At 44.7% G+C, this 21,533-nt stretch carries 15 protein-coding genes and 1 tRNA gene; 11 read left to right on the top strand and 5 right to left on the bottom strand.

Annotation, left to right across the window (positions count from 1 at the left end; all coding sequences use genetic code 11):
* Positions 1 to 16: 16 nt before the first annotated feature.
* The 7 genes from BACHE_RS01180 to BACHE_RS01150 all read left to right on the top strand — a co-directional run bounded on the left by BACHE_RS01180 (position 17) and on the right by BACHE_RS01150 (position 9,919).
* Positions 17 to 808 (top strand): SGNH/GDSL hydrolase family protein, encoded by a 792-nt coding sequence (locus BACHE_RS01180; RefSeq protein WP_013545871.1) that lies wholly within the window; start codon positions 17 to 19, stop codon positions 806 to 808.
* A 109-nt stretch (positions 809 to 917) separates the two neighbouring features.
* A complete protein-coding gene (locus BACHE_RS01175) occupies positions 918 to 2,261 on the top strand; it encodes a sigma-54-dependent transcriptional regulator (RefSeq protein WP_013545870.1) in 1,344 nt (447 codons plus the stop codon).
* Positions 2,262 to 2,717: 456 nt separating this feature from the next.
* The gene (kdpA, locus tag BACHE_RS01170) at positions 2,718 to 4,430 is read left to right on the top strand and encodes a potassium-transporting ATPase subunit KdpA (protein ID WP_013545869.1); all 1,713 of its coding nucleotides are present in this window, start codon (positions 2,718 to 2,720) and stop codon (positions 4,428 to 4,430) included.
* Between the two features lie 224 nt (positions 4,431 to 4,654).
* On the top strand, positions 4,655 to 6,703 hold the full coding sequence (kdpB, locus tag BACHE_RS01165; protein WP_013545868.1) for a potassium-transporting ATPase subunit KdpB: 2,049 nt from the start codon (positions 4,655 to 4,657) through the stop codon (positions 6,701 to 6,703).
* Between the two features lie 68 nt (positions 6,704 to 6,771).
* A complete protein-coding gene (locus BACHE_RS01160; RefSeq protein WP_013545867.1) occupies positions 6,772 to 7,338 on the top strand; it encodes a K(+)-transporting ATPase subunit C in 567 nt (188 codons plus the stop codon).
* Positions 7,335 to 8,456, top strand: coding sequence for a sensor protein KdpD (locus BACHE_RS01155; protein ID WP_013545866.1), 1,122 nt, complete (start codon positions 7,335 to 7,337; stop codon positions 8,454 to 8,456). The genes BACHE_RS01160 and BACHE_RS01155 overlap by 4 nt, the downstream gene beginning before the upstream one ends.
* Positions 8,457 to 8,479: 23 nt before the next feature.
* Complete coding sequence (locus BACHE_RS01150; protein ID WP_013545865.1) at positions 8,480 to 9,919, top strand: sensor histidine kinase; 1,440 nt, start codon at positions 8,480 to 8,482, stop codon at positions 9,917 to 9,919.
* A 64-nt stretch (positions 9,920 to 9,983) separates the two neighbouring features.
* On the opposite strand, the gene BACHE_RS01145 is transcribed toward BACHE_RS01150, so the two are convergent.
* Positions 9,984 to 10,057: transfer RNA gene (locus BACHE_RS01145), tRNA-Met, on the bottom strand.
* 257 nt (positions 10,058 to 10,314) lie between these two features.
* On the opposite strand from BACHE_RS01145, the gene BACHE_RS01140 reads away from it, so the two are divergent.
* The 4 genes from BACHE_RS01140 (at position 10,315) to BACHE_RS01125 (ending at position 15,185) form a co-directional block, all read left to right on the top strand.
* The gene (locus tag BACHE_RS01140) at positions 10,315 to 10,701 is read left to right on the top strand and encodes an START-like domain-containing protein (protein WP_013545864.1); all 387 of its coding nucleotides are present in this window, start codon (positions 10,315 to 10,317) and stop codon (positions 10,699 to 10,701) included.
* Positions 10,702 to 10,777: 76 nt separating this feature from the next.
* A complete protein-coding gene (locus tag BACHE_RS01135) occupies positions 10,778 to 12,679 on the top strand; it encodes an LptF/LptG family permease (protein WP_013545863.1) in 1,902 nt (633 codons plus the stop codon).
* Between the two features lie 16 nt (positions 12,680 to 12,695).
* A complete protein-coding gene (locus tag BACHE_RS01130) occupies positions 12,696 to 13,910 on the top strand; it encodes a bifunctional 3,4-dihydroxy-2-butanone-4-phosphate synthase/GTP cyclohydrolase II (protein ID WP_013545862.1) in 1,215 nt (404 codons plus the stop codon).
* An 81-nt stretch (positions 13,911 to 13,991) separates the two neighbouring features.
* Positions 13,992 to 15,185: a pyridoxal phosphate-dependent aminotransferase gene (locus BACHE_RS01125; protein ID WP_013545861.1), complete on the top strand. Its 1,194-nt coding sequence runs from the start codon at positions 13,992 to 13,994 to the stop codon at positions 15,183 to 15,185.
* A 128-nt stretch (positions 15,186 to 15,313) separates the two neighbouring features.
* On the opposite strand, the gene BACHE_RS16795 is transcribed toward BACHE_RS01125, so the two are convergent.
* From BACHE_RS16795 to BACHE_RS01110, 4 genes are all read right to left on the bottom strand, one after another.
* Positions 15,314 to 15,484, bottom strand: coding sequence for a DUF362 domain-containing protein (locus tag BACHE_RS16795; protein ID WP_004292360.1), 171 nt, complete (start codon positions 15,482 to 15,484; stop codon positions 15,314 to 15,316).
* A 128-nt stretch (positions 15,485 to 15,612) separates the two neighbouring features.
* Positions 15,613 to 17,595 (bottom strand): sensor histidine kinase, encoded by a 1,983-nt coding sequence (locus BACHE_RS01120; RefSeq protein WP_013545860.1) that lies wholly within the window; start codon positions 17,593 to 17,595, stop codon positions 15,613 to 15,615.
* Positions 17,592 to 19,484, bottom strand: coding sequence for a tetratricopeptide repeat-containing sensor histidine kinase (locus BACHE_RS01115; RefSeq protein WP_013545859.1), 1,893 nt, complete (start codon positions 19,482 to 19,484; stop codon positions 17,592 to 17,594). Before BACHE_RS01115 ends, BACHE_RS01120 begins: the two co-directional genes overlap by 4 nt.
* A 140-nt stretch (positions 19,485 to 19,624) precedes the next feature.
* Complete coding sequence (locus BACHE_RS01110) at positions 19,625 to 21,460, bottom strand: DNA polymerase III subunit gamma/tau (RefSeq protein WP_013545858.1); 1,836 nt, start codon at positions 21,458 to 21,460, stop codon at positions 19,625 to 19,627.
* Positions 21,461 to 21,533 lie beyond the last annotated feature (73 nt).

Raw genomic sequence — 21,533 nt, 5'->3', positions numbered from 1 at the left:
TAATATTGTAACAGGCATGAAACGATTGGTGAGTTTTGGAATTGTTTTTTGGATAGGAACTGCGTTGTATGCACAGTCTCTCTGTCCGGATTTTAGTAAAATGAATTTCGGGTGTGACGGGAATAGCATTACGGCAGGCAAACAGTGGTCCGAAACGGTAGTCAGTTTATTAGGTTTTGCCACTCATCATAACGTTGCAGTAGGTTCTGCGACATGGGCGTGTCATGCGGACACGCAGGACTACGGGAGCAAGGATTTTGCAGGTATCTCTGGTGGCTGGCAGCCTACGGAGGACAGGCGGGAATTGCAAATGCGGCATAACAATGTGGCGAAAGTGCATATCCAGAAGTTTTTGGCCGAAGTGGAAAGTGGTGTCTATCCCGTACCCGATATATTTGTTTTCTCAATGGGAACGAATGACAGCAATCCGGGCAGTGCCGAAGAAGCTTTGAAAGGAAAGACGCTGGACGAGGTGGACGTCACCACGATGGCAGGCGGTGCACGTTGGGCTATCCAGACCATCTTGCAGCACTATCCGGGATGCCGGGTTTTTGTATGCACACCGATACAGACCGGAGACGTGGAGCACAACAAGAAGAATTTGCGGAAGATAACCGTTCTGCGTGAAATCTGCCGGGCGTTGTCTGTACAATTGATAGACTGCTACTCCAATAGCGGCATAACCGAAAAGATGGAGATGCCTTCCGGACGCGGCCGTTACCTGCGCGATGGGCTTCATCCCGACAGGGAGGGACAGGTTTTGATGGGTCGCTACATAGCCAAGGAAATAAGGAATAACTTCTTTTAGAGCCTGCTACCTGTAAAAGTTTAAAGGACGTGCCGTTGGTTTCTGTGAAAACAGCTATATTTGCACACTCCTGTTTTTACCGTTTGTCACTTTAAACTTATGATAGAAGATGAATAGGATACTGATCATTGATGATGAGGTGCAGATTCGTACTCTGTTGGCACGCATGATGGAACTGGAAGGCTATGAGGTATGCCAGGCTGGCGATTGCGGTTCTGCTTTGCGGCAGTTGGAAAAGCAAAAGCCGGATGTAGCCTTATGTGACGTCTTTTTGCCCGACGGCAACGGAGTGGACCTGGTGTCGTCCATAAAGAAGGCTGCTCCTGGTGTGGAAGTGATTCTGCTGACTGCACATGGCAATATCCCGGATGGAGTGCAAGCCATCAAAAACGGTGCTTTTGATTATATTACCAAAGGAGACGACAATAATAAGATAATTCCTTTGATAAGCCGTGCGGTAGAAAAGGCACAGATGAATGCACGGTTGGGGAAGCCGGGAAAGAAAGCGGGACTGATGTACTCTTTCGATTCCATTCTCGGAGAATCCAAGGCTTTGAAAGATGCCGTTATGCTGGCCCGGAAAGTGGCGGGTACGGAAATTCCCGTATTGCTGACAGGAGAAACAGGTACGGGCAAGGAAGTATTTGCCCAAGCCATCCATTGTGACAGCAAGCGTGCCGGGCAGAATTTTGTGGCGGTAAATTGTTCGTCGTTCAGTAAGGAACTACTTGAAAGCGAGATGTTCGGATATAAGGCAGGTTCTTTCACGGGGGCTTTGAAGGACAAAAAGGGGCTGTTTGAAGAAGCTGATAACGGTACTATGTTTCTGGATGAAATAGGAGAGATGGCTTTTGAACTTCAGGCCAAACTACTGCGCATTCTTGAAACGGGAGAGTATATAAAGGTAGGAGATACGAAACCAACCCACGTCAATGTACGTATTATTGCCGCAACCAACCGAAATCTGTACGAAGAAATTGCTTCCGGACGTTTCCGTGAGGATTTATTCTACCGTTTGTCTGTCTTTCAGGTTCATTTGCCACCGTTGCGTGAGCGTACGGGTGACATACGGATTTTAGTAAGAACCTTTGTAGAAAATTTCTCTTCCCGGTTGCAAAGGCCGACAGCGGAAATTTCCTTGGCTTTTCTTGAGACGCTGGAGCACCAGCCGTGGAAAGGAAATATCCGCGAACTGCGCAATGTGATAGAGCGCAGCCTGATTGTCTGCGAAGGAGAACGGTTGGGCGTGGAGGATTTGCCTCTTGAGATACAGAATACTCATTATGGACAGTCCGATGAGACATCTCCTGACAGCCTTGAACTGTCTGCTATGGAACGCCGCCATATTGCCCGTGTACTGGCATATACCAAGGGCAACAAAACAGAAGCTGCACGGCTGTTGAAGATTGGGCTGACTACTCTTTACCGGAAGATCGAAGAATATAAGATATAAGTCTGATTCCACAATGAATTATCATTTATGCCGGAATCACTGCCGATAGAGTCCCGATATTATCTTCTTTCCTCCCTTTCATTTTGGTAATTCCCTCTTTTCATTTTGGAAAGGTTTCTTTTCTTTCCTTTTTTCAGTGTTTTTTCTATAAGGTTCATGGTCAGATTGTTGTATCCGCATGTCTGTTTCTGGCACACATTTGGTATATAGATAGCAGATAAAGACGGACAATAATTTTTTAAAAGGTAAAAGAATATGGGAACAATGTTATCATTTATTTTCTGCTTGTCGAACGGTTTGTTCGCTTTCTGGCTCTTCGGGAAATTTGTGGATTGGTTTGGCAGGATTTAAAGCGAGGGAATATGTACACGATTTTGTTTGTACTGGGTATTGCAGTGTTCGGGTACTTGATATATGTACTCGTGGAACCTGGGAAGTTTTAAATACTTGAACGAGATGAATACGGAAATTTCAGGTGTGGTTTTGCAGATTCTTTTGATGGTGGCATTGTCTTATCCACTGGGAAAGTATATTGCAAAAATATATAAAGGAGAGAAGACATGGTCGGACTTCATGAAGCCGATGGAGAAATTGATTTTTAAAGCAGGGGGCATTGACCCTGAGGAAGAGATGGACTGGAAGCTGTTCTTGAAAACTTTTTTGATGTTGAATGCTTTCTGGTTTGTCTGGGGTATGTTGTTGCTGGTTACCCAACACTGGCTGCCCCTGAATCCGGATGGAAACAGTTCTCAGACTCCCGGTCAGGCGTTCAATACATGTATCAGTTTCTTGGTAAACTGCAATTTGCAACACTATTCGGGTGAGAATGGCGTGACGTATTTCACTCAACTATTTGTTGTCATGTTGTTTCAGTTCCTCTCCGCCTCTGCGGGTATGGCCGCTATGGCGGGCGTCATGCAGTCTATGGCTGCCAAAACTACAAAGACCATAGGCAACTTCTGGAAATTCATGGTGCTGAGTTGTACGCGCATTTTATTTCCGCTTTCGTTAGTTGTAGGCTTTCTTCTTATTACGCAGGGAGTTCCGATGGGATTTGACGGAAAGATGGAGGTGACTACTCTGGAGGGGCAACGACAGATGGTTTCGCAAGGACCGGTGGCGGCCATTGTGTCCATCAAACAGTTGGGAACGAACGGTGGCGGCTATTTCGGCGCCAACTCATCGCATCCTTTGGAAAATCCCACCTATTTGTCTGATGTGATAGAATGCTGCTCCATCATGCTTATCCCGATGGCAATGGTGCTGGCTGTGGGCTTTTATACGAAGCGGAAGAAGTTGGCCTATTGCATTTATGGAGTGATGCTCTTTGCCTGTTTGTCCGGAATTTGTATAAATATTTGCCAGGAAATGCAGGGTAACCCATGCCTTGATGGACTGGGTATTGCGCAGGACAATGGGGCGATGGAAGGCAAGGAAATTCGCTTTGGGACGGCTTCCACTGCGTTGTGGAGTATTGTCACTACAGCTACCTCCAATGGTTCGGTCAATGGTATGCACAGCTCGATGATGCCCCTGTCCGGTATGATGGAAATGCTGAATATGCAGGTCAATACTTGGTTTGGCGGAGTAGGGGTGGGATGGATGAACTATTATACGTTTATCATTCTTGCAGTGTTCATCAGCGGCTTGATGGTGGGACGTACCCCTGAGTTCCTGGGTAAGAAGGTGGAAGCGCGGGAAATGAAGATTGCAACGGTAGTAGCTTTGCTTCATCCGTTTGTGATTTTGACTGGAACCGCTTTGTCCTGCTATCTGCTGGTGCATCATCCGGAATTTGTGGTTGGTGAGGGCGGCTGGTTGAATAGCCAGGGTTTTCATGGGCTGAGTGAGCAGCTCTACGAGTTTACTTCATCTGCAGCCAATAACGGCTCTGGATTTGAGGGTTTGGGTGATAATACGCTTTTCTGGAACTACGCATGCGGATGGGCACTTATTCTGTGCCGTTTCATTCCAATTGTAGGACAGGTGGCCATCGCAGGTTTACTGGCAGAAAAGAGGTTCATACCCGAAAGCTCCGGCACGCTTAAGACCGATACGCTGACATTCGGTGTAATGACTTTTGTGGTTATTTTTATTGTGGCTGCTCTGGCATTTTTCCCGGTTCATGCCTTGAGCACGATTGCCGAACATTTTTCGATAAATCGATGATGAGTCGTATGCTGTCGGTGAAGTGCTTGTACCCGGAGGGGCAGCTTCAGGGATTTAGCTTGTAAGACTATACTGCTGAAAGATGAAAACATGGGGCGTTTTCTGAAAAAGGTTCCAGGTGTTGTAATCACTGCGTATAGGAGTGAAAAGAATAGAGTCCTGATGAGACTGGTGATAGGCACAGGGCTTTCAGGTACGTCATATTTATGTCTATATAATGAGGTATGAAAGATAAGAAATCAGCTTCTTTGTTTCAGAAGGAGCAAGTAATGGAAAGTTTGAAGCAGTCGTTCGTGAAATTGAATCCGCGAGTGATGGTAAAGAATCCGATAATGTTTACGGTGGAGATTGTGACGGTTGTAATGCTCGTTGTTTGCCTTCTTTCGGTGGTAGTTGCGTCGTACGGTGGATTTGGATATAATCTTGTGGTGTTCGCCATTCTGTTTGCCACTATGCTGTTCGCAAATTTTGCCGAGGCTATTGCCGAGGCGCGCGGCAAGGCGCAGGCAGATAGTTTGCGTAGAACCCGTGAAGATACTCCTGCCAAGGTATGGGTAGAAGGTAAAGTACGTACTGTCAGTAGCTCACACCTGAGAAAAGGTGACTGCTTTGTTTGCGAGGCTGGTGATACGATTCCTGCTGACGGCGAGATTGTGGAAGGTCTGGCTTCTATTGACGAGAGTGCCATAACGGGTGAATCTGCACCGGTAATCCGCGAGGCTGGCGGTGACAAGAGTTCGGTGACGGGTGGTACGAAAGTGCTTTCTGACAAGATAAAGGTATTGGTCACTCAGCAGCCGGGTGAAAGTTTCCTCGACAAGATGATAGCGCTGGTGGAAGGGGCTACCCGACAGAAGACACCAAATGAGGTGGCATTGACTATTTTATTGGCCGGTTTTACGCTTGTGTTCGTTATCGTGTGCATGACATTGATACCGTTTGCGGACTATACTGATGTGGATCATCCCGGAACATATATTTCCATCGCATCTGTTATTTCACTGTTTGTTTGCCTGATACCTACTACCATCGGTGGCTTGCTTTCTGCGATAGGAATTGCAGGGATGGACCGTGCGCTCCGTGCCAATGTAATCACGAAATCGGGCAAGGCAGTGGAGACGGCGGGAGATGTTGACACTCTGCTGCTGGATAAGACTGGCACAATCACTGTCGGCAACCGCAAAGCCACGAAGTTTCATATTCTTCCCGGTACTGACGAGGACGCGTTTGTGGAGTTCTGCTTACTTTCCTCGCTTTCGGACGAAACACCGGAAGGAAAATCCATCATAGAGTTAGGTTGCGGATGGGGTCGCCGCATCCGCGACCTGAATGCATCCGTAGCCCGAATGGTGAAGTTTACAGCCGAAACCAAATGTTCCGGTGTTGACTTGCAAGACGGGACACAAATTCGAAAAGGAGCGTTCGATGCGATCCGCAGGATTGTGGAAGAGGCAGGAAACGACTTTCCGAAGGAGGCCGATGATGTAATATCCGCGATTACCGGCAGCGGTGGCACTCCGTTGGCAGTCTGCGTCAACCGCAAGGTGGCCGGTGTCATCGAATTACAGGATATTATCAAACCGGGTATTCGCGAACGCTTTGAGCGCCTCCGAAAAATGGGTGTGAAGACAGTGATGGTGACGGGAGACAATTCGTTGACTGCTGAGTATATTGCCAACAAGGCGGGTGTGGATGACTTTATCGCCGAAGCCAAACCGGAGGACAAGATGGAGTATATCCGGAAAGAACAGCAGGGCGGCAAGCTGGTAGCTATGATGGGTGACGGCACGAACGATGCCCCCGCACTGGCACAGGCGAACGTGGGCGTGGCGATGAACAGTGGCACGCAGGCTGCCAAGGAAGCTGGAAACATGGTTGATCTTGACAATGATCCAACAAAGCTGATTGAAATCGTGGAAATAGGCAAGCAGTTGTTGATGACACGCGGCACGCTGACCACTTTCTCCATAGCAAACGATGTTGCCAAATATTTCGCTATCATTCCGGCATTGTTTATGGTTGCTGTTCCCCAATTGGCTCCGTTGAATGTGATGAGGTTGCATAGCCCTGAAACGGCCGTTCTATCAGCAATCATTTTCAATGCCATCATCATTCCTGCCTTGATACCTTTGGCTTTGAAGGGAATCCGTTACAAACCAATAGGGGCGGGTGCTCTGCTTCGCCGCAACTTGCTGATTTATGGTGCGGGCGGTGTCATTGTCCCGTTTATCGGCATCAAGCTGATAGATATGGCGGTCAGCTTATTTTTCTGAGTAAGTGCGCTGCAAAATAATGATACATATATTCCCGTTATATACTAAACTGTTTTAAAAAAAGGAAAATGAAAACCCTTTGGAAATCGATTAAAGTCACACTCGCATTCTGCGTATTCTTTTTCGTGTTCTATATTTCTTTTTTGTGGACATTTGCATTCTTTGTCGGGACCGGAAAAGGCAATGCCAGAGTGGCTGTCCTCGACGGTAAGGTGGTGGGAGCCATCAATGTGGGCCAGATGTTTACAAAAGATGTTTATTTTTGGGGACGACCATCTGCTGGTGGTTATGCCGCCGATGCTTCAGGAGGTAGCAACAGGGCTCCTACGGATGATCGATACATCGCAGAGATAGAAGCCCGCATAGACCACTTTTTGCTACATCACCCTTATCTGTCCCGCAAGGATGTGCCTGCTGAAATGGTTACTTCCGGCGGATCAGGCCTTGATCCGGACATCACTCCTACCTGTGCTTATATCCAGGTGAAGCGGGTGGCGCGAGCACGGGGGATGAAAGAGGCGGACGTAAGGGCTGTTGTTGAAAAGGCAGTGGAACGACCGTTGCTTGGACTGTTTGGTACGGAGAAAGTGAATGTGCTGAAACTGAATATTGCTTTGGAGGAAGCAGGGCGATGAGCAGGGAAGAAAATGTCCGGCACTTCCTCGACCTGATAAGAGAATCACGACGAGGCAAGTTCAAAGTTTATATTGGCATGATTGCAGGGGTAGGCAAGTCCTACCGTATGCTTCAGGAGGCGCATGACCTGCTGGACAATGGAGTCGATGTAAGGATAGGATATATCGAGACGCACGGACGTGCCGGTACGGATGCACAACTGGAAGGGCTGCCCGTCATCCCCCGCCGCAAAATCTTTTATAAAGGCAAGGAACTGGAGGAAATGGATTTGGATACCATCATTCTGATGCATCCCGAAATAGTGGTCGTGGATGAACTGGCGCATACCAACGTGGAAGGCAGCCGTAATGAAAAGCGCTGGCAGGATGTGATGGAACTGCTTGAAGAGGGAATTAATGTAATTTCCGCAGTCAACATACAGCATATTGAGAGCGTCAACGAAGAAGTGCAGAGCATTTCGGGTATTGAAGTGAAAGAGCGAATTCCGGACAGTGTGTTGCAGAAAGCGGATGAGGTGGTGAATATAGATTTGACCGCTGAAGAACTGATAGCACGTTTGAAAACGGGCAAGATATACAAGCCCGAAAAAGTGTCCGTAGCTCTGAATAATTTCTTCAGGACGGAGAATATTCTTCAGTTGCGCGAACTGGCACTGAAAGAAGTTGCCATGCAGGTGGAAAAGAAGGTGAAGAACGAAGTGGTGGCTGGTGTGGGAGTTCGCCATGAGAAATTTCTGGCATGTATCAGCAGTCACGAGAAGACGCCGCGGCGTATCATCCGTAAGGCGGCGCGCTTGGCTACACGTTACAATACATCGTTTGCGGCCCTCTATGTGCAGACACCACGCGAGAGTGCCGACCGCATCAACTTGGCGAGCCAGCGTTATTTGCTGAATCATTTTAGGCTGGTGACCGAATTGAACGGGGAAGTGGTTCAAGTGCAGTCGGGGAATATACTGGACGCTATTGTCACGACTTGCAAAGAGAGGCAGATAACGACAGTGTGCATGGGCGGTCCCTCTTTTCCTCTTTTGCGATCCTTGTTTATGATATTGAAATACAGAAAATTTATGGATGATTTGGCACAGGAAAACATAGATTTGATTATACTTGCATAAATTTCTAAAGTACTTGGGACATTATGAATATTCGTACGAAATTGATACTTGGTGTGGGATTGTTGACAGGGATGATTATCTTACTTGTTGCTCTTTCCGTTGTGAATCTCCAGATATTGACGGCCACGGAGCCGGACAGTCCCGCGGCTATGCCCGGACTACAACGCGCTCTGCTGTGGATTTCCGTAACGGGAGGGGTCTGTATTTTTGCCAGTATCGTGTTGCTGTTTTGGCTTCCGCGCTCTATTAGCAAGCCCATTCAGGAATTGACGCATGGCATCCTTGAAATAGCCAATCATAATTATGGGAAGCGACTGGACATGAGTGGACATGAAGAGTTCGATGAAGTGGCCGGTAGCTTTAACCGCATGGCGGAACGGCTGGCCGAATATCGTGCCAGCACTTTGAATGACATCCTTGCCGCAAAGAAGTTCCTTGAGGCGGTGGTCAACAGTATCCATGAGCCTATCATTGGGCTGAATCGTGAATATGAGATTCTTTTTATCAATAACGAGGCACTGACAGTGCTGAATCTGAAACGTGAAGAAGTGATCCGCCGTTCTGCCGAAGAGCTTTCGCTAAAGAATGATCTTCTGCGCAGACTGATACGGGAATTGATCGCTCCAAGTGAAAAGAAAGAGCCTCTGAAAATTTATGCAGACAACAAAGAGAGTTACTTTCAGGCGGCTTATATCACCATTATGAATAAGGATGAGGATATGGACGAAATTCAAAATCTGGGTGAAGTTATCCTGCTGAAAAATATCACCGAATTTAAGGAATTGGATACAGCAAAGACTACTTTCATCTCTACCATCTCCCATGAACTGAAAACACCGGTTTCTGCCATTCTTATGAGTTTGCAATTATTGGAGGACAGGCGTGTAGGAACATTGAATGATGAACAGGAACAACTGTCAAGGAGTATCAGGGACAATGCAAACCGCCTGCTGGGCATTACAGCCGAACTTTTGAACATGACGCAGGTAGAAGCGGGCAAACTGCAGATGATGCCGAAAATAACAAAGCCGATTGAACTTATTGAATATGCTATTAAGGCCAATCAGGTGCAAGCAGACAGATTTAACATACATATAGAAGTGGAATATCCCGATGGGAAAATTCCGAAACTGTTCGTTGACAGTGAAAAGATAGCCTGGGTGCTGACTAACTTGTTGAGTAACGCCATTCGCTATTCCAAAGAAAACGGACGTGTAATCATTGGTGTCAGCCATGAAGACGATTTTATCGAAATGTATGTGCAGGATTTTGGCAAAGGCATTGATCCTCGCTATCATCAAAGTATCTTCGACCGTTATTTTCGGGTTCCTGGAACAAAGGTGCAGGGAAGCGGTCTTGGTTTGTCTATTTCCAAAGATTTCGTTGAAGCGCATGGAGGTACGTTGACTGTCCAGAGTGAGCCAGGTAAAGGCAGCCGCTTTATGCTTCGACTGAAGACCTGAAGGGGCATAAATAAAAAAAGACCGCCAAGAGTGGAAGCCTCCCAACAGTCTAAATCCTTATCAGTAGCGGGACCCGGGATTGAACCGGGGACCTCATGATTATGAATCATGCGCTCTAACCAGCTGAGCTATCCCGCCATCATTTCTTGATTGCGGGTGCAAAGATATAGCTTTTATTTTAACTACCAAAAAAATATAGGGATTTTCTGTTGCTTGTTGTGCTTACATAAAAAAGGCCACAAAAGATGGATGCTTTAATTGTTTGTTTTTTTGTGTACATTATCAATGAGTTATAACTGTTGCATGAGGTTTATCCAAATAAATTTAATGAATTATTTTTTCTAATTAGAAAAAAGTATTTACCTTGGCTGACGCAATAAAAAGCAGAATAGACTATGGAAAGAAAGAAAGTACATTTGGAATATCTCTTGAATGCGACTTCTAAAAGTATTCTTTGGACAGCAATAAGCACTCCCAACGGCTTGGAGGCCTGGTTTGCAGACAGGGTACAATCAGACGATAAAATCGTCACTTTTTTTTGGGGTAAGACTGAAAAGCGTGATGCTGAGATTATAGCTGTACGTGCTTATTCTTTTATCCGTTTCCGCTGGCTGGATGATGAGAACCCACGCGAATATTTTGAATTAAAGATGACAAATAGTGAGTTGACGAATGATTTCGTATTGGAAATTACGGACTTCACTGATGAGGAGGAAGTTGCCGATTTACGTGAATTATGGGAGTCACAAGTCGATACTTTGCGTAGAACGTGTGGTTTTTAGTTAACTTTCAATTAAATATTTCCCGTACTCCCTTTTTTGTGCTACTTTTGTATCCTTATTGCATGAAAAGAGTAAAATGCTGCGTATAAAAAAGTTAGATATATTTGTTTTAAAGAGCTTCTGTATGCTCTTCATGGGAACCTTTTTCATTTGTCTTTTCATCTTCATGATGCAATTTTTGTGGAGATATGTAGATGAATTAATCGGGAAAGGATTGGAAATGACTGTGCTGGCACAGTTTTTCTTTTATTCGGCGCTGACGCTGGTTCCTGTCTCACTGCCATTGGCTATTCTGCTGGCTGCTCTTATAACTTTCGGAAATTTTGGAGAACGTTTTGAATTGCTTGCTATGAAGGCCGCTGGTATCTCATTGCTCAAAATCATGCGTTCCCTCATAGTCTTTATCGCTCTTGTAAGCTGTGTTTCCTTTTATTTTCAGAATGTCATAGGGCCGCAGGCACAGACAAAGTTGTGGACCTTGCTGTTGTCCATGAAGCAGAAGTCTCCGGAAGTGGACATTCCGGAAGGTGTGTTCTATGATGAAATAGAAGGCTATAATCTGTATGTGAAGCATAAAGACCGCAAGACAGGTATGCTCTATGATGTGCTGATTTATAATTTTGAAAAGGGATTTGAGAATGCACAGATTATCAAGGCTGATTCCGGAAAACTGGAAATGACGGCGGATAAGCAACATTTATATCTGCATCTGTTTAGCGGTGAGCAGTTTGAAAATCTGAAGTCTCAGAACATGAACCAGCAGAATGTTCCTTATCGGCGGGAAGCTTTTCGTGAAAAACATGCCATCATTGAATTTAACTCTGATTTCAATATGGTGGATGCCGGTATCATGAGCAATCAGTCCAGTAGTAAGAACATGAGGATGTTGCAGGCAAGCATTGACTCTATGACGGTTTTGAGTGACAGTGTGGGGAGAAGTTTCTATAAAGAGGCGATGGCGGGAACCTATAATGCGGCATCCGGTCTGAGCAAAGAAGATACTATTAGAGTGGAGAAGGCTCGTTTGGGCGATTATAATGTGGACAGTTTGTTTAACATAGCCACGTTGATGCAGAAACAGAAAATAGTCTCTGCTGCGGTCAGTCGTGCGGAGAGTGCCGGAAATGATTGGAATTTTAAAAGTGTCAGTATCTCTCAGACAGATGACAGTCTTCGCCGCCATTACCTTTCTTGGCACGAGAAGCTTACGCTCTCATTTGCATGTCTTATCTTTTTCTTTATAGGTGCTCCGCTTGGCGGTATTATCCGTAAAGGCGGTTTGGGTATGCCGGTGGTGGTATCCGTCTTGATATTTATAATATATTATATCATTAATAATACGGGCTATAAAATGGCTCGTGACGGCAAGTGGATTGTTTGGACAGGAATGTGGACCAGTACTGCGATATTGGCGCCGTTAGGAGCTTTCCTTACCTATAAATCCAATAATGACTCAGTGGTGCTCAATGCCGATGCTTACGTCAACTGGTTTAAAAAAACAGTAGGCATTCGCAGTATCCGCCACATGTTTCGCAAGGAGGTTATTATTCATGATCCGGATTATGCGCGCTTGCTCGGTGACTTGCAAGTGTTGTCTGCAGATTGCCGTGCCTATGCGGAGAGGAAAGCTTTGAAACGGGCTCCTAACTATTTTTATTTGTGGATGAACGAAGCGCAGGATATTGAAATGGAGGAAATCAGTGAACGTATGGAGGGGCTGATTGAAGAAATGTCCAATACGAGGTCGGTTCCTCTGTTGATGACATTGAATAATTATCCCGTCATTGCTGTTCATGCACATGTGCGTCCTTTCCGCAATTATTGGCTGAATTTGCTCTGTGGAGTGGTCGTTCCGGTAGGCTTGTTTTTCTATTTCCGTATTTGGGCATTTCGTATTCGTTTAGATAAAGATATGGAAAGGATAGTCAAGACGAGTGGAGATATAATCAAAATTATAGAAGACAATCAGAATAAATAAAAAAACAGATATAATTATGGAAAATGTAAAGTTGGATACAATAGAGGGAGCCATTGAGGAATTCAAGGCCGGTAACTTTGTGATTGTGGTTGACGATGAAGATCGTGAGAATGAGGGTGATTTGATTATTGCGGCAGAGATGATTACGCCTGAAAAGGTTAATTTCATGTTGAAACATGCACGTGGCGTGCTTTGTGCTCCGATAACAGTTTCACGTTGCAAAGAACTTGATCTGCCGCATCAAGTGACAGACAATACATCCGTACTGGGTACTCCCTTTACTGTGACTGTTGATAAATTGGATGGTTGCAGTACGGGTGTTTCTGCAGCCGATCGTGCGGCAACTATCCGGGCATTGGCAGATCCCGCCTCTACTCCTGCTACGTTTGGCCGCCCAGGGCATATCAATCCGTTGTATGCGCAGGAAAAAGGTGTATTGCGTCGTGCAGGACATACGGAGGCGGCTATCGATATGGCGCGTTTGGCAGGGCTTTATCCGGCGGGTGCGTTGATGGAGATTATGAATGAAGACGGAAGCATGGCACGCTTGCCCGAACTGCGTAAAATGGCCGATGAATATGGTTTGAAGTTGATTGCTATCCGTGATTTGATAGCTTATCGTCTGAAACAGGAATCCATCGTAGAGAAAGGAGTTGAAGTTGATATGCCTACGGAATACGGACATTTTCGTCTGATTCCTTTCCGCCAGAAATCCAATGGTCTGGAACATGTGGCTTTATTTAAAGGAACCTGGGCATCGGATGAACCTATTTTGGTACGTGTACATTCTTCTTGTGCAACGGGTGATATTTTCAGTTCCAAGCGCTGTGATTGCGGAGAACAGTTGCACAAGGCTATGGAAATGATTGAGAAAGCGGGGAAAGGTGTAGTTGTTTATTTGAATCAGGAAGGACGCGGTATAGGCTTGATGGAAAAGATGAAGGCTTATAAATTGCAAGAAGATGGTTTGGATACAGTGGATGCTAATATTTGCCTCGGTCATTTGGCCGATGAACGCGATTATGGTGTAGGTGCTCAGATCCTTCGCGAAATAGGTGTCCATAAAATGCGTTTGATGACTAATAATCCGGTAAAGCGTGTGGGCTTGGAGGCTTATGGTCTGGAGATAATGGAAAATGTGCCCATTGAGTCAACTCCAAATCAATATAACGAACGTTATTTGCGTACAAAGAAAGAACGTATGGGGCATACACTCCATTTTAATAAGTAACTGTCTTTTTGTTTTATTATATCAGAGAAATTTGCTTATTTTGTAACCAGATTTGCATAACAACCATTAAACAGTAATAAAATGAACCAATTATCAGATCGTTTGAACAGTTTGTCATCTTCTGCGACGCTGGCTATGTCTCAAAAGAGCGCGGAGCTGAAAGCCCAAGGCGTAGATGTAATTAACCTGAGTGTGGGTGAACCCGATTTCAACACCCCTGATCACATTAAAGAGGCGGCGAAAAAGGCGATAGATGACAACTTCTCTCGCTACTCTCCGGTTCCGGGCTATCCGGCTCTACGCAACGCTATCGTAGAGAAATTAAAGAAAGAGAACAGTCTGGAATATACGGCTGTGCAAATATCTTGCGCTAATGGTGCAAAACAATCTGTTTGTAATGCTGTTTTGGCATTGGTGAATCCGGGTGATGAAGTGATTATACCTGCTCCCTATTGGGTCAGTTATCCCGAAATGGTGAAGTTGGCAGAAGGTATTCCGGTTATTGTGGCTGCAGGCATTGAACAGGATTTCAAGATTACTCCCGAACAGTTGGAAGCGGCTGTCACTCCAAAGACAAAAGTCTTGATTCTTTGTTCTCCATCCAATCCGACAGGTTCTGTATATAGTAAGGAAGAATTGGCTGGATTGGCCGTTGTATTGGCTAAATATCCGCAGATTATTGTTATTGCCGATGAGATTTATGAACATATCAACTATATCGGCAAGCATCAGAGCATTGCACAGTTTCCCGAAATGAAGGAACGTACGGTTATAGTAAATGGTGTCTCCAAGGCTTATGCCATGACAGGTTGGCGTATTGGTTTTATAGCCGGACCGGAATGGATTGTGAAAGCATGTAATAAACTGCAGGGGCAATATACTTCAGGCCCTTGTTCTGTGTCACAGAAGGCAGCAGAAGCTGCTTATACAGGTTCACAGGCTCCCGTAGAGGAAATGCGAAAGGCATTTGAGCGTCGTCGCGACCTGATAGTGAAGTTGGCTAAGGATGTTCCGGGATTTGAAGTAAATGTGCCGGAGGGTGCTTTTTATCTGTTTCCGAAATGTAGCTCTTTCTTTGGGAAGTCTGCTGGTGATCGTAAGATCGGAAATTCGGATGATTTGGCTATGTATCTGTTGGAAGTAGCTCATGTAGCATGTGTGGGTGGTACATCTTTCGGTGCTCCCGAATGTATTCGTATGAGTTATGCTACCAGTGACGAAAATATTATAGAGGCTATTCGCCGCATCAAGGAAGCGTTGGCTGAACTTAATTAAAAATAAGTACTGATAAGAAATTGTTAGAGTTTTCTTATCGGTATTGTATTGAAATCATCCCTTAAAAAAAGTAGAAAGGCTCGGTTTTTAAAAACCGAGCCTTTCTACTTTTTTTAAGGGATGATTTATTATTCTCCCGGATGAATTGCTTCAGACGGACAAACATCTGCGCAAGTACCACACTCTGTACAAGTTTCAGGATCGATAGAATAGATATCGCCTTCAGAGATAGCGCCTACTGGACACTCGTCAATGCAAGTACCGCAAGCAATACAATCGTCACTAATTACGTAAGCCATTTTTTAATTTTTTAATTATTAGTACTAATTCGTTCGGCAAAAATAGTGGTTTTCTTAATTAGTTGTTATCAATCTTGATTAAAAACGTTTAATTTGTATGGTGTCTAAATAAGAGGTTACGAAATCTGTTATAAATGAGGTGGTTGTTTGCCTTCAGGCAGTGTTGGGTAGGTGAAAGTAATGGCTTCTATTTTATTATTACTATTCTTTTCCATTTTATATGTTCCTCCGAAATGCGCAAAAAACAGTTGGTTTATCTTTTGGCGTGTAAGAACCTTTTGGTTGGTGAATTGGGAATTTGCCATAGGAATGTTTTCAATCCGGCAGGTAATGAGGTTATCTTCGGGCTGATAAACTAAACTCATCCTCGCTTCATACGGTTCTTTGCAATCATCAGGAGAGAGCAGCATACCTGATACGATTTGGGTCAGTCGATTTATGTCTGCATGTATACGTGCGTCTCCGGTTTCGGCATCAAGCTGCAACTGTACGGTTTCTCCGCCGTGCATCTGCACGGTGTATTTAAGGTCATTGCACCAATCTGCTACATTGCAATCCTGTAATTGAAACTTCATCATGTTGGCTTCCAGACGGGAGAGGTCGAGGACATCGTTCACCAGTTGAATTAATTCGGTAGAATTGGTTTGTATGATTTCAGAGTACTCATTCCGTTCTGCTTCACTTAGATTAGTGTCCGTGGACAACAGTTGTGAGAAGCCTACTACATTGTTTAGCGGGATACGTATGCTGTAGCTCATATTGGAAAGAAAACGGCTTTTGGCTTCATTGGCTTCTTCTGCAATACGGGTGAGGTTGCGCATTTCTTTTTCATCTCGTTCCAGATGTTTGCGACTGCTATACATGCGGATGTTGAAAAGTAGGAGCACGATGATGACAATGATGAATGTAATCAGACAGATGCGGTGGAACATGGTTCGCCGTTGTTCTTTCTGAAATATCAGTTTGTCCATGTTATACATACTTTGTATCTGTTCTATCTGTGAAGCAGAAAAAGCAGTGTACAGCGAATCTTTGGACTTGGTTATCTGTTTATAGAGAGGAAGTGCTTCGTCCGGGCGTTTCATTTTTACCAATAAGTCTGCTTTCTGAATGCCATAAATTTGGGCGTCCTCCGGTGAGATGGGAGCTATGAGTTGGATAGCTTCATCCAGACAATTTAAAGCTTTCTCGTATTCTTTGGTCAGTTGGTAATATTCCGCATAAGCTCCTAATCTCAGCAGTCTGTAAGGCAAGAAAGAAGAAGTAGTCAGATATTTGTCTGAATTTTGCAAATGTTCCCATGCTTCTGCCGGGTGTTGGATACGTGTGTAGTAGAAAGCATATTGAATTTCTATCAGCAGATAGAGATTAAGGTAACCGTTTGTCATGCCGCTTGTTTTTGCCAATATCCTTTTGATGCTATCCAAATCTGTCAGAGAATGATATAATTTATCGTTGTCACGCAGGTATGAATATGCCAGTACGGCTTTGGTCAGCAAGTCCATCTTGTCCAGAAAGGTGTCATCAGGTTCTGCCAGTTCAAAGGCTTTGTTCAGTGCAGCCATCCCCTCTTTGTAGCGTAGTGTGTTGAAGTATCCCGTCGATAGGCAGAGACAGGCTTCACGCATGCCGTTCCGGTTGCTGAGTTTTTCGGCCTTATCATACATGTCCTGAGCTTCTTTAAGTGCCTGTTCTATTTTCTGACTGATGATATAGAATTCAATCATCATCTTTTTCCCTTTGAAGTAGTGGTTGTAGAAGCAATTTTTTTCTGCTATCAGTTCAAGTCTGTGCATCCATTGTTCTGCGTGTTTTTGATCCAGCTTGTTGTAGTAATATACTACATGTCCATAAATTGCAGCACTTTGGAAAAGAATGTTCTTTTGGGCAACAGCTTCTTCCAGCAATTTGTTTTCGTAGTAGATGAATGTGGGGGATATTTGATCCAGCAGTGCTATACTGTACAAAAGCTTCAGTCTGGTGGTATCGGGTGAAGAGGTGAGATAGAGATGCAGCAGACTATCTTTGGTTTGTTGACCCGGATTCTTAGCGTGTAGTGAGGGAGATAGCCAGCAGATGGAGAACAGTATTATAAAGAATATCCTTTTCATATCTCTGTCTCCTTTCTTTCGCTTGTGCATGTTTGGTTGATGGGATGAGTGAAGCAGAATCGGGAGCCTTGTTTGTAATCGGGATCAATCCAGATTTTACCGCCGATATGTTCGATGATAAGCTGGCAGATGGAAAGTCCCAAACCGCTGCCTTGCATATTCTCATTCAATTTCTCAAATCGTTGAAAGATGGTGGCTTGTTTGTTTTGTGGAATGCCACATCCAGTGTCTGTTACAGAAAAGAAAATCATATTTTCTGCTTCTTGTTTCAGTTCTAAAACGATGCTACCCTCCGGAGTAAACTTAGTCGCATTTATCAGCAGGTTTATCAATACCTGCTGTAAACGCGAGTCGTCCGTTTCTATGATCATCTCTTTCAGGTTTGTGGCAAACGACACTTCGGCTTGTGTTTGTTTTACTTTGCTTACGGTATCTACTACATTTTGGCAGATGCATATCGCGTCATGTCTTTTTATGCTGAACTGTAATTTTCCGAATTCAAGGCTTGACAGGTCTATAACATCATTGATGAGTTTCAGTAACAGTTCGGAATTTTGTTGGATTACCTCGTTGCATTGACGGCGGGTTTCTGAATCAAGGCCGTCTTCCATCAGTAATGAAGAGAAACCGGACAATGCATTGAGTGGTGTACGTATCTCATGGCTCATATTCGAGAGGAATACGCTTTTGGCACGTGTCGCATTTTCAGCATTGGCCCGCGAGAGAGCCAGCTTTCGGGTAGATAGAACCACTTTTTCCCGTTGTGTTCTGAGTCGGACGGCTAATAGGGAAAATAATACCAATATAATTATGCTGCCAATCGTAATGCTGCTCACAATCTTGTTGTACTCTTCATTGCTGGCAACTGCAAGCTTGTCAACCTGGTATTTTGCCTTTATGGCATTGATTTGCCGTATATAGCTTTGTGCAGCAAGTGTATCTATCGGAGGGTATAGCTCTTGATAAATGTGGCAGGCTTCCATAGACATGCCCTGTATTTTATAGAGGTAGATTTTTTCTAATGATGTCCAACGGTAATAGGTGGAACGTTTGTTGTTGGCATATTCTTCTTGTAATTTGGAATAAATATTCAGGGCCTTTTCCCAATATTGTTTATTCCAATTTCCCATAGCTCGGTAATAGGCAGCGGTGGTATAATCTAAATGGAAACGGTAAAATCTTTCGGGATGTTTTTTGTAAATGGAATCTGTTTTATACAAATGGCCTGCTGCTTCATCCAGATAATTTTGTGAGAGATGCCCGTGAGAAATAGCATAATTGGCTTTCTCTATGTTGAAAAAGAATTCCGTGGGATAATCCGGTTTTTGTTGAAGGATGTCTTTCAGCTCATTTAGTATCTCATGTGCCTCTTCCAAACACCCTTTTCGTTGCAGCACATTGGATATTTTCAGTAGAAGTCGTGTCCTGTACGGGTGTTTCGAGGAAATAAGTGACAGTTCGCTTAACGCATCTTGATAAGATTCCAAAGCTTTGTCATACAGATCGGCAATGGTGTTATAAGCATCTCCGATGGCCTGATTGGCTACCACTATACCGAATTGGTAGTTCAGGTTTCTTGCACCCTCATACATTAATTGTGCAAGGTCTGTTGCCAGGCCGACATCGCCTCGTAGAGTATAGGCATTTGCTAACTGGAGCTGTAGCAAAAAATAGACTTCTTTATCTTTATGTTCGTCCGCTTGTATGCTGGGAAGGAGTTGCTCGCTCCAAAGAATCACGCTATCCAACGGGGTGGAAACATCATAAAGAATTTGTCTTTTTACGAATGATTCCAGTATCTTTTGTTTTCCTTGGTTGGTTACTGCGGAAGCAGTAAATACAGAAGCAAACAGCATCTGCCCGAATATCGCCAATGTAATTACTTTCATCCCTTGTCTATTTGTTTGCCTCTTTTGAATATTATTGGCAAAAATAAACATTTATCCAATAATAAAAAATTAAATACACTGATTTTCTTCTGATTAGAAAACAATAAATATCGGCAGACTTCGGAAAGGGCTAAATAGAGTTAATAGAGCTCCAGGCCGAATTCGTTTTTCAGTTCCATCAAGGCATTGTTTTTTTGTGCCATCATTTGGAACTTTTCAACTCGGCCGTACGCCCGGACCTTTTCTGCGGGGGCACTGACGCGTACGGTCATGGTGACTTTTCGGTTTTTCAGGCGGATGCGCAAGTAATCCTGCAAAGCAGGTATCATAGATATAAAATCTTTGGCAATGATTTCGTTATCTACTACTGCTTCAAAGGTAGTATCATTCAGCAAGGTGACATGCATGTTTTGCATACGTTTGGCGATGGCAACCTGTTCCTTAGGCATACGTCCGGCATACTCTTGCCAATAATAGTTTATGTCTCTTTCGTTGAATATGAAATCTTCCTCAGTCTGGGATGTTTGTGGTAAAACTGTGGGAATATCTGTTTTTTTTTGTTCTTCTTCTGCATGAGGGCGTTTTATGGAGACACCCAGTCCGGACATTTTCATCACCGGAATTTTCTTTTCTTCTCTGCCTTGTGCTATCAGTACGGCAGCAGGAGTATCGTGTGTTGTAGCAGCATTGCCTATTTGGGTGACTATCGGCTTGGAACTGTTATTTGTTTGTATGGCAGATTCAGGTTGCGTAATCGGCTTGGCTGCTGGTTGCTGATGAAGTGTAACTGGGGTGGCCTGTTGCGGCTGTGCTGCGGCAGGTTGTGTAAATACGGGTTTTATGATTTGTTTAGGGCTGCGCCCACCCGAAGTATCGTCACCTTCGGTGGTGAGTTGGGCTACCTGTATAAGAGTCAACTCTACAAGCAGTCGTTTGTTCTTGCTGGTCCGATAATTCAGGTCGCAGTCATTGCACAATTTCATGGAACGGTACAAGAAAGGCAGAGGACATTTCTGTGCCTGTACCCGATATCGTTCGCGAATGCTTGCACCGACTTCGAGCAGTGACAAGGTTGCCGCATCTTTACTCACCAGCAGGTCGCGCAGATGAGAGGAAAGACCGGTGATGAAATGACTGCCGTCAAATCCTTTGTTCAGTACATCATTCAGCAACAGCAAAGCATCGCTCACTTTGTTTTCGAGGAAGAAGTCGGTCAGTTTGAAATAGTATTCGTAGTCCAGTACATTGAGGTTCTCAATCACGCTTTGGTAGGTGATATGTCCTCCGGTGAAACTTACTACTTGATCGAAGATAGACAAGGCGTCGCGCATGCCTCCGTCCGCTTTCAGGGCAATGACATTCAGGGCTTCCGGTTCGGCGGTGATACCCTCTTTGGAAGCTACGTAGGCCAGATGTGCCACGGTATCTTCCACACCGATTCGGCTGAAGTCATATATCTGGCAGCGAGAGAGGATGGTGGGCAATATCTTGTGTTTTTCGGTGGTGGCAAGGATGAAGATAGCATGGCGCGGTGGTTCTTCCAGCGTTTTCAGGAAAGCGTTGAATGCGGAAGCAGACAGCATGTGCACCTCGTCGATGATATATACTTTATATTTGCCGATCTGTGGTGGGATTCTTACTTGCTCTACCAATTGGCGGATATCGTCCACCGAGTTATTGGAGGCGGCGTCCAGTTCATGGATATTATACGAGCGTTGTTCGTTGAAAGCTGTGCATGATTCGCACTGGTTGCATGCTTCACCGTCGGCAGTCGGAGTCATGCAATTGATGGTTTTGGCAAAGATACGTGCACACGTGGTTTTCCCTACGCCTCTCGGTCCGCAGAAAAGGTAAGCGTGAGCCAGCTTTCCGGTAGCTATGGCATTCTTCAAAGTGGTGGTCAGGGCGCGTTGCCCTACCACAGACTCAAAAGTCGAAGGACGGTATTTTCTTGCTGATACGATATAATTTTCCATGTCAGGGATCTTTGTTTATAGTGTAAAGATTGTGCAACCCGAATGCAGAAGTAGGTTCGCTTTCTTATGCTGA

This window comes from Bacteroides helcogenes P 36-108 (genome assembly GCF_000186225.1).
Classification (GTDB): domain Bacteria; phylum Bacteroidota; class Bacteroidia; order Bacteroidales; family Bacteroidaceae; genus Bacteroides; species Bacteroides helcogenes.
Note: the sequence above shows the minus strand (reverse complement) of the source record. Positions and strands in the feature narration are given on the sequence as shown.

Excerpts from the sequence above, each read along its gene's own strand:
- BACHE_RS01180 (WP_013545871.1), top strand. The coding sequence starts at position 17 with ATGAAACGATTGGTGAGTTTTGGAATTGTTTTTTGGATAGGAACTGCG.
- BACHE_RS01175 (WP_013545870.1), top strand. The coding sequence starts at position 918 with ATGAATAGGATACTGATCATTGATGATGAGGTGCAGATTCGTACTCTG.
- kdpA (WP_013545869.1), top strand. The coding sequence starts at position 2,718 with ATGAATACGGAAATTTCAGGTGTGGTTTTGCAGATTCTTTTGATGGTG.
- kdpB (WP_013545868.1), top strand. The coding sequence starts at position 4,655 with ATGAAAGATAAGAAATCAGCTTCTTTGTTTCAGAAGGAGCAAGTAATG.
- BACHE_RS01160 (WP_013545867.1), top strand. The coding sequence starts at position 6,772 with ATGAAAACCCTTTGGAAATCGATTAAAGTCACACTCGCATTCTGCGTA.
- BACHE_RS01155 (WP_013545866.1), top strand. The coding sequence starts at position 7,335 with ATGAGCAGGGAAGAAAATGTCCGGCACTTCCTCGACCTGATAAGAGAA.
- BACHE_RS01150 (WP_013545865.1), top strand. The coding sequence starts at position 8,480 with ATGAATATTCGTACGAAATTGATACTTGGTGTGGGATTGTTGACAGGG.
- BACHE_RS01140 (WP_013545864.1), top strand. The coding sequence starts at position 10,315 with ATGGAAAGAAAGAAAGTACATTTGGAATATCTCTTGAATGCGACTTCT.
- BACHE_RS01135 (WP_013545863.1), top strand. The coding sequence starts at position 10,778 with ATGCTGCGTATAAAAAAGTTAGATATATTTGTTTTAAAGAGCTTCTGT.
- BACHE_RS01130 (WP_013545862.1), top strand. The coding sequence starts at position 12,696 with ATGGAAAATGTAAAGTTGGATACAATAGAGGGAGCCATTGAGGAATTC.
- BACHE_RS01125 (WP_013545861.1), top strand. The coding sequence starts at position 13,992 with ATGAACCAATTATCAGATCGTTTGAACAGTTTGTCATCTTCTGCGACG.
- BACHE_RS16795 (WP_004292360.1), bottom strand. The coding sequence starts at position 15,484 with ATGGCTTACGTAATTAGTGACGATTGTATTGCTTGCGGTACTTGCATT.
- BACHE_RS01120 (WP_013545860.1), bottom strand. The coding sequence starts at position 17,595 with ATGAAAAGGATATTCTTTATAATACTGTTCTCCATCTGCTGGCTATCT.
- BACHE_RS01115 (WP_013545859.1), bottom strand. The coding sequence starts at position 19,484 with ATGAAAGTAATTACATTGGCGATATTCGGGCAGATGCTGTTTGCTTCT.
- BACHE_RS01110 (WP_013545858.1), bottom strand. The coding sequence starts at position 21,460 with ATGGAAAATTATATCGTATCAGCAAGAAAATACCGTCCTTCGACTTTT.